The sequence below is a fragment of the Paenibacillus sp. VMFN-D1 genome, assembly GCF_003386155.1.
GTDB lineage: Bacteria > Bacillota > Bacilli > Paenibacillales > Paenibacillaceae > Paenibacillus_AQ > Paenibacillus_AQ favisporus.
This window is the reverse complement of record NZ_QRDU01000004.1, coordinates 483410-498566: the sequence shown is the minus strand read 5'-3', so window position 1 is coordinate 498566 and position 15157 is coordinate 483410. Positions and strand designations below refer to the sequence as shown.

General features: G+C 50.5%; 8 protein-coding genes. All 8 read right to left on the bottom strand.

Features of this window, described 5'->3' with window-relative positions:
* Positions 1–3: 3 nt before the first annotated feature.
* Positions 4–1158 (bottom strand): sensor histidine kinase, encoded by a 1155-nt coding sequence (locus tag C7820_RS26075; RefSeq protein WP_076174609.1) that lies wholly within the window; start codon positions 1156–1158, stop codon positions 4–6.
* Between the two features lie 93 nt (positions 1159–1251).
* Positions 1252–3966: a stalk domain-containing protein gene (locus C7820_RS26070; protein WP_116233488.1), complete on the bottom strand. Its 2715-nt coding sequence runs from the start codon at positions 3964–3966 to the stop codon at positions 1252–1254.
* 297 nt (positions 3967–4263) lie between these two features.
* Positions 4264–8259, bottom strand: a complete 3996-nt coding sequence (locus C7820_RS26065) for an Ig-like domain-containing protein (protein WP_181909202.1) — start codon at positions 8257–8259, stop codon at positions 4264–4266.
* A 289-nt stretch (positions 8260–8548) separates the two neighbouring features.
* Positions 8549–9751 carry a methionine adenosyltransferase gene (gene metK / locus C7820_RS26060; RefSeq protein WP_076174616.1) on the bottom strand — a complete coding sequence of 401 codons (1203 nt, stop codon included), beginning with the start codon at positions 9749–9751 and terminating at the stop codon, positions 8549–8551.
* Between the two features lie 205 nt (positions 9752–9956).
* Positions 9957–10229 (bottom strand): alpha/beta-type small acid-soluble spore protein, encoded by a 273-nt coding sequence (locus C7820_RS26055; protein WP_089549734.1) that lies wholly within the window; start codon positions 10227–10229, stop codon positions 9957–9959.
* A gap of 113 nt (positions 10230–10342) precedes the next feature.
* Positions 10343–10885 (bottom strand): hypothetical protein, encoded by a 543-nt coding sequence (locus C7820_RS26050; protein ID WP_116233486.1) that lies wholly within the window; start codon positions 10883–10885, stop codon positions 10343–10345.
* Between the two features lie 128 nt (positions 10886–11013).
* Positions 11014–14307, bottom strand: a complete 3294-nt coding sequence (locus C7820_RS26045) for an immunoglobulin-like domain-containing protein (RefSeq protein ID WP_181909201.1) — start codon at positions 14305–14307, stop codon at positions 11014–11016.
* 455 nt (positions 14308–14762) lie between these two features.
* Complete coding sequence (locus C7820_RS26040; RefSeq protein ID WP_116233484.1) at positions 14763–15104, bottom strand: hypothetical protein; 342 nt, start codon at positions 15102–15104, stop codon at positions 14763–14765.
* Positions 15105–15157 lie beyond the last annotated feature (53 nt).

The following is a 15157-nucleotide window of genomic DNA, read 5'->3' as shown; positions in this document are numbered from 1 at the left end:
CAACTACTCCTTTCCCTTTTCCACGTTCGTTGGGATATGGATAATGATCTTCGTACCCTGGTTCTCGGCCGATTCGATCTCCATTCTCCCTTCGAGAAGCTCTACCCTCTCGCGCATTCCGATTAAACCGAAATGATCCTTGCTCTTCTGTTCCAGAAGCTCGACTCGGAATCCAAGTCCATTGTCTTGAACGACAATTTTAACCATCTGCGCTTGATATGTAATCTCAATTAACACATAGGTTGGGTGGGCATGCTTCGCCGCATTGCTCAGTGCTTCCTGGACCAGACGGTAGATCGCCGCCTCCATTGCAGAAGAAAGACGATGCTCTTTCCCTCTCGTTTCGAACATGGTACGGATCTTGGTCTTCTCCTCGTAATCGTGCGCGTATTTGCGCAGCGTCGGGATCAGTCCCAAATCATCGAGTGCCATAGGACGCAGATTAAAAATGACCTTGCGCATTTCTTCAAGGCTGGAGCGTACCTGCCCCTTCAAATCTACTATTTCGTCCTGCACCATCTTAAATTCCTGCTTCAGCAGCATTCTTTCCACAATTTCGGTTCTAAGGACCAGGTTAGCGAGCAGCTGCGCCGGACCATCATGGATTTCACGGGCGATGCGTTTGCGCTCTTCTTCCTGCGCCAAAATAATTTTCAGACCGATCACCTGGCGGTTCTTGGCCGTCTCGATGATCCGGGTCACTTGTCCCAGCTCTCCCGACAGGTATTCCATGACAACGCCCATCTGCGATCCGATGGATTCGGCACGTTCTATCGAATTTTCGACACTTCTCACCCGCTTCTGAAGTTCATCGCGTCTCGCTTTCAAATACATTTCCTTCTCACGATAAATCATCACATCAAGCTGCAGCTGCGTCGCTTTCTCGTAGGCCTGCCTAATATCATCCTCTTTGTACCGGACGAAGTCCCGGCTGACCTCGGTCAGCCGGATCCGGGAACGCCGGTAGTTCAGCTCCAGCTGATCCACCTTCTGCAGCGTCTCCACGGTTTCCTTCATCACTAACTGCAGTTCCTGATTCAACGTGAGCAGCTCGTCCCTGGCCGTCTCGAGAATCTCGAACATCTGATATTTGCTGTTTTCAACCACCTGGATGGCATTCTTAATGACTCGGTCTATCGCATCGGCTTGAAAATCCACGAATGTTCTACTCCATTTCTAACCATTACAGTTCTACATAGAATGAGCTGCAGTCGCATTTCCTAAGTTCAATTCTATACATATCATACCATATCATGATTGGATGGTAATGGTCTTCGTGTTTTGTTCCCAATTTACTTGTAATCCTAATTGCTCGGAAACGAGCCGGAGTGGGACTAAAGTACGACCTTGGGTAATGAATGGAGCGACTTCTGCGCTTTTGCGCTTGCCGTTTAGGATATATTCCTTTTTGCCGACCGTCAAGTCCATCAGCTTGCCGCCCCGCAGGACGCTGATCCGCTGATTGGCCGAATCCCATGTCGCTTGTCCTCCAAAGGTATCCAGTACGTATTTCACCGGAATATAGGTCGTACCGTTCTTCATGACCGGCGCAGCGTCCATAGATTTCTTCTGACCGTTCGACATATAGGATTTCTGCCCGACCGCCATGATCACCTTGCCGGTTGGAAGGCCGGCATCGCTGGACAGCGAAGGCATCGTGAATTTAATGTTGTCAAAAGCGACCGTACCCGTCTTCGCCCGCTCGTCCTGGCCATCTTCAACATTGACGACGTAGAGGCGCTTCAGCTGGGCCGGGAAGGCAATGCCAAGGCTGCTCAGATCCACGTTGATCGTCTTCCAGCCCGTCCAGTCAATGGCTTTTGCCAGGTCGACGTATACCGTCTGTCCTTTCGCATCCGTCAACTCGGCACGCATCCAGTTCAGGCTGTTGTCGCCCATCGCGTCGATCGACATCGACGTGGCCGCTGCATTAATGCCTTTGCCCGAGGTGCCGTTCAGTTGTGCATAAGCATACATTTTGCCGCTGCCGGCCGTCATGTCATACTGCAGCTGAAGCACTTTGGAATTGGCATGGTCGCCGGTTCCCTGCGTCACCTGCGCCGATCCGGTCACCTGGCTGCCGCTGTTCGTCGTAAAATCGACCGGGTATGTGACATTTTCAAAGTTTTCCCACATGTCTTCGCCTGCCGCCGACAGCACGACGACTGTGCTGAAGCCGTTATAACGGGCGATGGCATAACCAACCTTCGTATTCGCATTTACCGAAGCGACGGTCAGCTTGTCATCCTGCACGCTGCCTTTAAAGCCGATGAATTCCCATTTCAGGGAGCCGGCTGGGACCGTAATGCTCTGCCCGTCCTTCGTCACCGCCGTAACCGGCACCGATACCGTGCTGCCTGCCTTCAGCGGAGCCGTTGCCGTTCCGACGTTCAGGGCGGACAGGTCGTCTCCGCCGATCACCTTCACCTGCATGCTGGCGTTGGCATTGCCGCTGACCGCGGTGATCGTCGATGTTCCCGGCTTCACGCCCTTCACCGTCTGCCCGCTAACGACGATGTTGCCGTTGCTCGACTTCCAGGTCGGCGTAATGCTCGACACGTCGATCGGGTTGTAGTAGGTGTCATAGCCTTTCAGCTGGAACGACGCCTGCTGTCCGATCAGGATCGCGGAAGAGCCGCTGATTTTCAGCCCGAGCAGGCTGCCCTGCGGCGCCTCGGTGTACACGCCGACAGCGTTGACGACGCTGCGCTGGGTCGTGCCGTATTCCGTGTCGAACGTCAGCTTCGTTCCCGTTTCGCCGAGCGGCCGGTCGATCATCGTTGTGGAGCCGCCACCGTCCAGGTTCATGCCTTTCCAGACGCCAACCTTGACCATAAAGGTCTGCAGCTCGGACAGCGACATGCCGGAGCTGTTGTCGTTTTTCTCAACGGCTACGATATATGCGTAGCGCTGATCCTTCGAATATCCGAGTGCCGTACGGGCGCGGTAGCCTCCGATGCTGGATACGTCGCGCGAAAAGGCTGACGCCGCTCCATTGTTCACCAGGATGGTATGCCCGCCGATCATCATCTGCAGGTTGGCCGGATCAAGCGACTGTCCGGACGTTTTGGACAGCAGCTTGTAGTCGGTTTGGATCGTTTGGCCGACCGCCATATGGTTGGTTACAAACTGCGCCGCCGTTCCGTGGGTCCGCAAAATGTACCCGTCCTCCGGCACCGCGAAATCGAAGCCGCCCGGCTCGGAAATTTGCGTAATCACGTTATTTTGCACCAGGACCTCGACCGGTGTAGTGGAGCTGTTCTTCGGACGAACCGGCGACTTCCAGGCGCTTGTATAAATATACATGGCATTCGCATGGCTGTAATTTGAAGTACCGCTCTCCGGCGTGTAAGATGCCTTGTTGACGCCTGCCAGCGGGAACGTCGAGCCGTCTTGGGCTGTTACCGTTCCGTCAAACGAAAACTGATCAATAACCGGCGTACCGCTCTTGGTAACCGCAAAGGAATACATCCCCTTCAGATCCGAAGGCGTCGATACCAGTTCCCCGCTGGTGACCTGACCCCCGATCGGTGCCCCGTCTCCGGCCGTATTAAAATAGTCCCCGTTCACGCCCGCTACCGCACCGGTCTCTTTGACCATGCCGCCGGTGCTCTGTTTGGTTGTCAGCTGACCGTCCTGGCCGTTCATGACGTCAATCTTGACGTTCGGATTCTGCAAATCTACTTTGATGACGTCCGCCAGTGTCGTCGCCTGTTTGCCGGAGCGCGTCGTCGTAAATTTGTACTTGGTCATTATCGCCCCAGACGTAACCGGGCTTTCGCTCAGCTTCGTTACGGTCGCCGCCGTGGCCGCGCTGGCCACCGACGCAATAGAATGTCCGTTCAGCGGGATGCCGCTGCCGATAACCGGTGTGATAAACAGCAGGCCAGCCAGCGATACGACCATCCACTTCTTGCCTGCACCCTTCTTGTGCTCGTTCCCCATGCGATCATTATGCCATTTCATGTACTGTTAACTCTCCCATCTTCTTCATACGCAATGCTATTCTATCGTTGCTCGTTCATAAACAGGACCAACCGACTATTCACGTTACAGCATGAGTTCACAGACTCTATTATCTAGGTCCAGTATGAACTCCCTATTAAATAGACTGAAATTATCCAAAAAAGTTACGGAAAATTAATCTTTTTAGCAAAATCCACCGAAAAATCCCACAAAAAAAGCCCCACCGAAGTAGGGCTGACGTACCGAAATGGAAACTCTATGATTTTGTGAGAGATTTTGGCCTGTTCACTGCTCTGGTTACATGTACCCGATTTTCTCCAGCAGACGCTGCAGCATGACAGCTGCCTGGGCGCGGGTTGCATTTCCGCGGGGCTGGAACGTGTTCGCCGTGACGCCCTGGATAATGCCTTCCTTCAGCACGCGTGCTGCAGAATCCGGATACTGGATTTGCTTGCTGTCCTTAAAAACTTTCAGGTACGTGGACGCCGGATAGCTCAGCGTCGAGTTGTATCCCGCATAGTTCATGGCACGGACCATCATGATCCCCATCTGCTCGCGCGTGATCGAGCTGTTCGGTTTGAATGATCCGTCCGTATTGCCGGTGACGATGCCGGCTTTGGCCGCCGCCCCGATATAGGCGCTGGAGCCGATGTTGACCACGTCATAGAAGCGGTCCGCGCTCTGCGCATCCCCTTCCAGTCCGAGTGCCCTGGCCACGTACTCGGCAAACTCAGCGCGGGTGATGCTCTGATCCGGGGCAAACAGCGTATTGGTGCGGCCCTCGATCACCTGCTTGGCAGACAGCGTGCTGATCGCGTCTTTCGCCCAGTGATTGCCGAGATCGCTGTAATACTTGTAGAACGTCGCTCCAAAAACAGTGAAGTTCCCCTTTACCTTGGCATGGAACACCCGGCGGCTGCCTGCCGTGTCGATCACTCCCGGAACGTAGGTCAGCTTGTTGGCTCCGCTGTCGAAGCGTACCAGGCTGGACCGGCTGTCCTGCAGCGCACTGCTCGTCCGGACGAGAACCTCCCCGCTGAGCTTCAGCTCACGCGGATTGTTCGGCGAACTGTTGTTCACGGCGGATACATAGAAGTCTACTGGCTCGGTGATCTTTTGGCTGGAGCTGGTGTTCAGCTTCTTGCTCAAATCCGCGGCTGCCTCCGTCGACAGCTTCTCTACCGTGATGTTAAGCGTGACGGAAGAGCTGCTGGCATTCAGGCTGCTGGCAATGTCCGGCAGATTCATTTTGCTAAAAGGTACCATATACACGGCGTCCCCGGCTTTCACCGCCAGCACCGCACTGCGATCGATATTATAGACTTGCTGCAGCGCATCCAAAGGGAACGTAACCGATGCTGAGCTCAGCCCGACGGCCGCATCCACAACGAGCGTGTGCAGCTTTTCACCGGAATTCAGCATATATTGGTAGGCCTGCTTCAGCTTCTCGCCGTCGACCCGGTACTGCTTAATATATTCGTTGTTGCGGGACTTCACGTCCGACACGGCCGTCGCCTGATTGCCTAGTGCAAACATGGCCTGTCCAAACTCTCCCGCTTCCATGAGTGTCAGGTAGGACGGACGGTTCGGATCGGTCGATCCGCTGCCGGTTGTCGTGCCCGTGTTGCTGACCGGGACTTTGTTAAAATACTTCAAATAAGTGCCTGCGCTGTCCCTGAGCGGCGTGGCCCCTGGAATGTAGGACAGCTCCACCTTTTGGCCGCTGATGACCGGATTGCTGAGCTTGATCATCAGCGTGCTGCCATTGACCGAGGCGCTTGCCAGGGGGCTTGTCGTTCCGTCCACCAATACTTGGAATTGGGTTACTGTGAGGGAGGACTGGGACACCAGCGTTTTATTGAACACGACCTGGATCGTATCTCCCTGCACTACCGCCGATTGGATGTCACCCATATCGAGCAGCGTCGTAACCGTAACCGGCTCCAGATTCAGATATCCGGCCGAGTTCCCATTTAGGTCCGTCAGGCGCGCGGTACCGGGTACGTACGAGATCGTCACTTTGTTATCTTTGCTCAGTGCAGACGTCAATGTCAGCGTTACCTGGCTGCCCTTGATCTCCACCGCGGTTACGTAATTCGGCACATTGTTGGCCAGTACGGAAAACTGGCTTTTCATCGGCACATTGGTCGTGCTGAGCAGCTCGTTATACGTCAGAACCAGCTTGGTGCCGCCGCCTTCCGCCTTTTCCAGGACCGGGGGCTTTGTGTCCCAATAGTTGCGGACGATGTAGTCCGTGAATCCGGCGATATTTTGTCCGCGGTAATCCTGAATCGGATACGCCCCCGGCTTGTAGCTGACCCGCACTACCTGCCCGTCGCCGACGGACGTGTTCAGAGACAGCGTCAAGGACTGGCCGCTCTGACTCACGCTTTTGACGCCCATGCTCGTTCCGTCCGCCGTCACTGTGAACTGCTCGTAGGCATAGGCAGAGGGACTTTTCAGCGACTGGCTAAAATACAGCACCACCGTGCTGCCCGAAATCGTGCCGCTGGTCGGCTTCGGCAGCGCGGAGTCCACGCCATTCACAACTTCGCGGGCCCCAAAAGCCGCCGCCGCATTCCCCGAAGTATCGCGGATCGGGCTGGAGCCGCCGCTGTAGCTGATTTTCACATTTTGCCCGACGGCGACGCCGGTCTCCAGAATGACATAGACGCTGTCACCAGAGGCGTTCACGTAGCTGATCCGCCGCGCTTCATCGTTCACCGTCACGTTAAAATTGGCTGTCGATGGCCAGGAGTCCGAATACAACGCTTCATTATATACGAGCCGGATCGTCGTGTTGCTGTACATCTCACTGCTCTGCAGTACTGGAGCTTGCTTGTCCGACGTGTTCGTCTGGAACGTCCACCCCGTACTGCTTGTAATTCCAGCATAATTCATGCCAGGGTTCTGTTTGTCGTAAAATGCCCCCGGGTCAACGGTCACGTAATAGGAGGCGTCTTTGTCGAGCGTGTAACCGGATTGCAGCTGGATTTTGGCCTGAGTCCCGTTAGCCGTGGCTGTTACTGGAACACTGGCACCATTAGAGGATTTGCGGAGCAGTACATTCCCCGAACCGCGAACCACTTCCCGGTTAAAATTCATATACAGTGTCGCGTCTACCGCCACGTTCGTGCTTCCGCTTGTTGGGGACAAGCTGGTCACGGACAGCGGAGTCGTACTGCCTGGTGCCGCAGCTGTCGTGAAGGTCCAGCCTGTGGTCGAGGTGATCCCCGCCACGTTACTGCCTCCCCGGTCCTGAAAAGCTCCTGTAGGCACAATCACATAATATGACGTCCCGTATGCCAACACGCTCCCCGGATCGATCGTCACGACTGTCGAGCCGCCGCCTGTCACCTGGGTGGATTGGACGTTAATCGAAGTTACCTTGGTGCCATTCGATTTATATAAATCGATTGTTCCCTGCCCCGGATACACCGGGTTGTTGAACGTCAGCTGGAGCTTGCTGTTCGTGGCGATCCCGGTCGCGGCGCTTTGCGGCGATTTGGCCGTAATGACGGTATCGCCCTGCGTCGTAAAATACCACTGCCCGCCCGTCGTTAATCCGCCGAATGATTGTCCATCCAGCGTGGTAATCGCACCTTCAGGAATATACACGTAATACGTCGTGTTTTTGTCCAAAGAACGGGACAACGTGAAGCTCACCTTTTTCCCATCCACTTGAACCCGCGAATTTGTCTGCCCCTGCGTCAGCGTAATGGAGTCCACCACTTGGTTGTCGGACACGCGTTTGATCTGCACGCTACCGCTTCCCGTTTGGATCTCCTCATTAAAAGTCAGCTGCAGCGCGTTGGAAGGACTGGCCCCGATGGAACCCACCTGTGGCGAATAGTCCACGACAGCCAGCTTGCTTAGCGTGGTAAACGTAAACGTCGACCCGTCCAACGGCTGGTTAGAAGTGTCCTTTAGAACTCCCCCTTCGACTTCTACCTGATATTTCGTCTTATAGGACAGCCATTTACCTGCTGGCAGCTGGAAGGTGAATTTATCGGAGGGTGTTGGATTCTTCGAATCCATGGCCTTTAAGTCGCTTAGGCTCAGCTTGATCTGATTGGCCTCTTCCTGATGAGCCAGATCAATGATCCGGACAACCGGATCTTTCGTTGAATCACCGGATGGATCGGCAATATGTACGTTTTGGTTAAAGGTCAGCTGAAAATCCGGACGTCTCCCGACTTCCACGGCCTCATCTGCCGGCAGCGTGGAGATAAGCGGTCCGCTCAATTGAGCCTGCACTGCCGCAGCTGCAGCAGATACGGGACTTCCTCCCATCCCTCCTGTGATTCCTATGTCCAATGCCATGGCGAGTGCTAGCATGCATGCCGTTACTTTTTTCATAGAATGGCTTAAACCTACCTTTCCTCGTATTCCGACCTGTGAAATGAAACATACCGCGCCCTTTTCACAGGCACACGCTTATACTTCTATGTCGGTTAAAATGGAAAGGAAGTTTAGCCTATGGCTAGAAACGCTAGGTGAAAGTAACACAAAAAACCTCAGCCCGACCATTTGGCCAAACTGAGGTTAAAAAAATATCTTCCATTATAAGTAGTCGCTTCGATTACAGACCGGCTTGCGCACGCAGCTCTTCGGCTTTGTCGACACGTTCCCAAGGCAGATCCACATCGGTACGGCCAAAGTGACCGTATGCTGCGGTTTGCTTGTAAATCGGACGGCGCAGATCCAGCATGCGGATGATGCCGGCTGGGCGCAGGTCAAAGTTGGCGCGAATCAGCTCAACGAGCTTCTCGTCGCTCACTTTACCCGTTCCGTACGTATCGACGTTGATCGATACCGGAGTCGCTACGCCGATCGCGTATGCCAATTGGATTTCACACTTGTCAGCCAATCCAGCTGCGACCAGGTTCTTCGCTACATAACGCGCAGCATAGGCGGCGGAACGGTCCACTTTCGTCGGATCCTTGCCGGAGAAGGCACCGCCGCCGTGACGGGCATATCCACCGTACGTATCCACGATAATTTTACGTCCTGTCAAACCAGCGTCCCCTTGAGGTCCGCCAATGACAAAACGCCCCGTAGGATTGATGTAATACTTTGTCTCGGCGTCAAGCAGTTCAGCAGGAACCACCGGCAGAATGACTTGCTCTTTCACGTCTTTCTGGATTTGCTCCAGCGTCACGTCTTCCGAGTGCTGCGTCGAAACGACGATCGTATCGACACGGACAGGCTTATCGTCCACATACTCGATCGTCACCTGCGTTTTACCGTCCGGACGCAGGTAGTCCAACGTACCGTTCTTGCGCACCTCAGCCAAGCGGCGGGCAATGCGGTGAGACAGCGCGATCGGAAGCGGCATCAGTTCTGGCGTCTCGTTGGTCGCAAAACCGAACATCAGACCTTGGTCGCCGGCACCGATGTTTTCGGTTTCCTTGTCGACCTGGGCAGGATCACGGCTCTCCAGGGCGGCGTTAACGCCTTGCGCGATGTCAGCCGACTGCTCGTTGAGCGATGTCAACACGGCCATCGTGTTGGAGTCAAAACCATACTTGGCTCGAGTGTAGCCGATTTCTTTTACCGTATTTCGAACAATTGCGGGAATATCCACATATTCGGATTTCGTACTGATTTCACCGATGACGAGCACCAGGCCGGTCGCAACCGACACTTCGCACGCCACGCGGGCATTCGGATCATTTTCCAGAAAAGCGTCAAGAACCGCATCGGAGATCTGGTCGCAAATCTTGTCCGGATGTCCTTCCGTAACGGACTCGGATGTGAACAGATGACGTCCTTTTACAGACATTGTATCAACCTCCTATAAGGGTATTATAACAACGGCAGATAAGTTCTAAACAAAAAATGAACCTTTTCCGCAAAGGAAAAGGTTGTTCTACAATCCTCGTATGTCATATTAACGTATTTGTCAACCCATGTCAATCAATGCAGAGGGAACATGGGCCTCGAAAAAAGCTGCATGAGTGCTCTCTGATCAGCGTTGAAATGGCTTGTTACAGCAGGTTCTGCTGCGCCAGACGAACGAGGCGTTTCGTCATTTCGCCGCCCACCGAACCGTTCTCCCGGGATGTCAGATGAGCCCCGTTCACGCGGCCAAATCCAACGCCTCCAGCTTCACCCAGGTCGGATGCAAATTCAGTGTCCGCACCGCTAAATCCTGCAGATCCGTACGCTGCACCCAGCCCAAACTCGGCAGCGATTTCGTACTTCATTTGATTCAGCATATTCCGGCTTTCCGGTACCACTTTACGATTACTTCTTGCCATGATGGATACACCTCCTGCAAATATGGTCTTGCAAGAGTAGTATTTGTCATCCGGCTGTCCTTAGACGTATAAATCATTGTTACTTCTGGCAAAAATAAGCTTATGTAGCGCGATTATTGGATCGAATAACCGCCGCGAACCATAACCGTCAGGCTGGATTTCACGCCGTCTTGCACCATGATTCCGCGTCCGGCTCTAGGAAAGGACATCAGATGGTTGTTTCCAACCGCTTGTCCATTCGTTACATCTTTGCCATCCGTAAGGTCAGCAACGCCATTGGAGTCGGCACTGTAGATGACAGCATGTCCATTGCGGACGATAAACTCGGCACCTGCAGCGGCAATCAGCTTCTCGCCTGGTTTAACGGTGACGATGGTGACTTGGTCACTAGAAGACGATGAATTATTATTCCCGGAATTGTTGTTTCCATTATCCGTTGGTGCTGTTGGATTGGTTGGCGTCGTAGGCGTTGTTCCTCCGCCCAACGCTTTTTGGATTTGTTGGTCAACGTAGCTCTTCGTTACCACCGGATCATCGGCTGTGCCAGCTTGACCTGTCACACCTGCGCCTTGCGCGGTGATGTCGAAGATTGAGCCAAGGGCTATGCCCGCGCCGAGAACGATCACGGTAAAGGTGATTCTCTTGATTGGTTTCATGAGGGACCTCCTGATTTTACTTCTATTAAATGATAGAGGAAGTAATTAAGGTATTCAATAGACTAATATTAAACAAAAAAAGAAAAGACTAGAGATGTGATCCCTAGTCTTTTCTGATAAATCACGAATTACTTAGCAGCTACTGTAACATCAGCAGTTCCAGCAGGTACTGTCACAACAAAATCTTTTGTTACAGAATCAGTACCTTTTTTGATTGTAGCCGTCAAAGTAACTGTTGTATCAGTAGCTTCTCTAGCTACAGTGTAGGTCTTAGAAACAACTGCGTTGCCAGCTTTCCAAGTAATAGTAGTTCCATTGTCACCAGTCTCAGGCAAAGTGATCGTTGGTGCTGCATCACCTGGGTTAGTAACAGCCAGCTTCAAGGTTTTTGCAGCTTCCGTAGCAGCAGTTATATCTGCAGTAGCTGGAAGCTCAACACTTTCACCTTTGAAATCAGCAATTGCATTACCAGCTGTATCTGTGATCAGATTTGCACCAGCAACACTTACACGATAAGACGTTGCATCAGTTCTAGTAGCGGCATCGTTAAGTTTAACGGTCACTGTGTTGTCTTTTACAGCTACAGTGAAGTCGCCATCAACAGCTTTCAATTCTTTGTTATCCGTATTACGGATAATTGTGAAAGCACCTACTGCAGAATCATTAGAAGCTGCTTTTACATTTTCAGAGAACGGAATCACGAACGAATTGTCATCTACTTTCGCAAATTTAACGTCCGTATCAACCACTGGTGCTACGCTATCTTTGAAACCAACTGTGTTTTTGTCGACAGTGATGGTTTTGTCTCCAGCTGCATTACCAGCAGTAGTAGTCAAACCTCTCAAGTCAACAGACAGATTCAAGTTAGAACCATCAGTAGCCAAATCAGAGCTGAAGTGTACTGTTACTTTAGAAGTACCGTCAACATCAACGCTAGAAACAACAGGGTTACCCGGTGCATTTTGGATCGCGTTTCTGTTATAAGAGTAGATTCCAGCATTGAATTTGATAGTTACCGTTCTTTTGTCAACCAATTCAACTTTATCGCCCAGACCAACTACAGTATCTTTAGTCAGGTCAATAATTCCACCGTTATTGGTGAATTCCTTAAGAACATTACCATCGGCGTCTTTCACTGCAAGAACGCGCAATTCAGAGATGTTAGTGTATCCTGAACCACCAGTTCCTTTGGTAAGATTCACGTATTTGCCATTGAGGCTGTCAGCAAAAGTAAGTGCTACAGCAGTTCCATCCTGCAATGGAGTAATATCAGCAATGTTGGATGTCAATGGTTGAGTTTTATCATCGATTACAACAAGGTAGTTGGAGTAGTTAACCAAAGTCTCAACGTCCATTTTCTTGTTGAATTTGATAACAACACGACGTTGTTGCGTGTTTACAGTACTAGAATCAATTTCCGGTGCATTCTTATCTGCCAAAGTCACTGTTCCAGTGTAGTCGAGAAGAGTGTTTTGCAGTCTTGTGTCATCTTTAACATTTTGAATTGTCAATGTGTTGTTTCCAACAGACAAGTCAGTGTAAAGATCCACGTAAACCACTTTGTTATCTTTGTCATCGCGTTTCGCTTGTTTCACAGTAACTGCTTTACCGTCTTTATCCTTCACAGTATAGTTAGCAGGTTTTTCTGCACTATCTTTGTTAACCGCTTTAGAGAAAGTTACTTTGATTTGACGAGCGTTCTCTGCAGACACATTACTTACTTCTGGACGCGTTTGATCGATTACTGGATTAACAACAACGGAAGTGTCTTTTGCGATTTCGTTGCCAGAGTAGTCTTTAACTCCTTCAACGAATACCGAAACTGCTCCAGTTGGGAGAGCACGGTCAGCACCAAAGTCAAATCTGAATTTGTTGTCAGCCAATTGTTTCACGCTAACAGCCGTGATTTTACTGGAACCGGACTTCCAGTAAACTTTGCTTGCAGATACAGTGTCTACGTCCACATCTTCAGAGAATGTAACCGTTACGCTTTCCAAAGTAGCAGATGCTTCAGAAACTGTTGGAGCAGTTTTGTCTTCAGCTACAGTGAAGTCATGGGAAGATGCCAGGGAAACAAATCCAGCATAGTCTTTAACTCCGCTAACTGTTACTTTGTGATCGCCAACTGCAAGTGCAGTTGTGCTGAATGGCGTCAGAACAACTGTTCTGTCGTTGTTGCTTACAGTAACTTTACCAAAGAACTCTTTGCCATCAAGGCTGAAGTTGCTTTGTGTTACATTGCTTACAGGCTCACTGAATACCACTTTCAGCGATTTCGTTCCCAAAGATTTAACAGAGGAAACTTCTGGGAGCGAGTTGTCAACAACGGAGAACTCAACATTGCTTGCGCTAATTGTTTTGTCGCCAGCTTTTACATTGGAAACGGAAACAGCGTCAGTTTTGTTGTTGTTCAATACACTGCCGGCTTTCAGCAAGAGGGTTGCAGTTGTCTTGTCATCAGACAAGGAAACCGAGTCAACCAGTTTACCGGATCTCAAAGTGTAGTTTGCTGCGTTTTCAGCAGTGTCTTTATCAACTTCACCGTCGAATTTAACCACTACTTCTTTGAGGTTCGTAGCGCTAGCGCCTTGAACTTTAGTTGCAGTCGTTACAGCCCAAGTCACTTTTGCAGTATACTCGTTGCCAGCTGCGTCTTTGAATTTAACTTCAGTTTCTTTGTTAGCTTCAAGCGGTTTGTCAAGTTTAACCTTTACTACTTCACCAGTAGAAAGTGTGAACTCAACGTTGCTTGGGTCAACGACTTTGTAAGTGAAAGTGATGTTGGCCGCTTGGTCGATTGCGTATGCAGCTTCAACCAGTTGGGAACGGCTAGCGTTTGCTTTGAAGTTAGCATCTTTAGAGATAAGGCCTTTGTCGATTGCTGCTTGAACATATCCTTTAGCCCAGTCAGCTGCGTTGTTGCTTGGGTTTGCAGGAACTTCAAGTTTCAGCGCACGAGTCAGAACAGTCGCCATTTCTTGGATGGTTACTTTTCCGTTGTAGTTGAAGATTTTCTTCACGCTGTCTTGACCTTGCATGATACCAGCAGCAGTTACTGCTTCAATGTAAGGTACTGCCCAGTTCTTGGCGTCGTAACCTTTATCTTTGTAAGAAAGAGTTCCAGTTACTTCTTTCAGTCCAAGAAGCTTCGTGATGACTTTCGCGAACTCAGCGCGAGTCATTTCTTTTTCAAGATGAGCAGATCCGTCTGGGTAGCCATTGAAGATCCCTTTAGCTGCCAGAGCGTCGAATTTTTGTTGCGGAGTTACTGCGGTATCACCGAATGCTACAGATGCAAACATGGAGAATGCCATTGCTGTAGACAGAGCGACTGTCAAAATTTTCTTCATAACCTTTTTTTCTCCTCCTTGAACATTCATCACATTAGAGTTTTCTTTAAATGGGTAGCTCGTGTTACTCATTAGCCAGTGCACCCCCTTTCCCGAGTTGAGCATGGTTCATATAAATGATGTCTGTGACGATATCACAGAAACTGGTAAACATATCAATTAAAAGCGGCAAAAAAAAGAGTAGATTCCTAATCCTACCTAAGTATTATACAATGGGCCCCACACAGCGTAAAGATAATTTTTCTAAAAAATAGACATCTTTCTTGCTTAGGGCAATGCTGGTTAAATACCCATCGTAATTGACTCTACATCTTAGACGCGCTGGTTTCTAAAAAGTTGCACCTTTTTTAAAAAAATTTCAAAATTGTTACCGAACCATAATAAAAGACGTCAGAAGCCTTGTTTGTCCAAGAAATATCTGGAAAACATTAACCTTTCCTCACTTGCTTGAAACAAGGAAAACAAAAAAACAAGGCGCCGATTGGCACCTTGTTGGACGATGTAAATGAGTCAAAGGTTACAAAATATTAACGGATTTTCATGGCAAGCTGAATGATCTGAGCGCGCATTTCCGGGCTTGTATTGAGGTTTTCGTACATTTGCTCGATCGGCTGCTTATTCTCACGGTAAGTCTTTTCGTGTTTAATTGTCGAATGGGACCACTCAATCAGTTCGTTTTCGGAAATGACCAGCTCGTTATATGCATCATGGAATCCGGTCTCCATTACGAGACCCTCCATTACTTCCTGCGTAATTTCTCTCGTTTTCCGAGTGGTTTCGATTTTCTTCTCCAAAATGCTAGCTTTATTCTCAAATTTGGTCTTCGCTTTCAAATAATCCAGCTGCGCCTTCGAATAGATCGGTTTCATAAGATTGCCTTCACCCTCTAAGATAAAATATCGTTCTACGCCATTGTATCCTA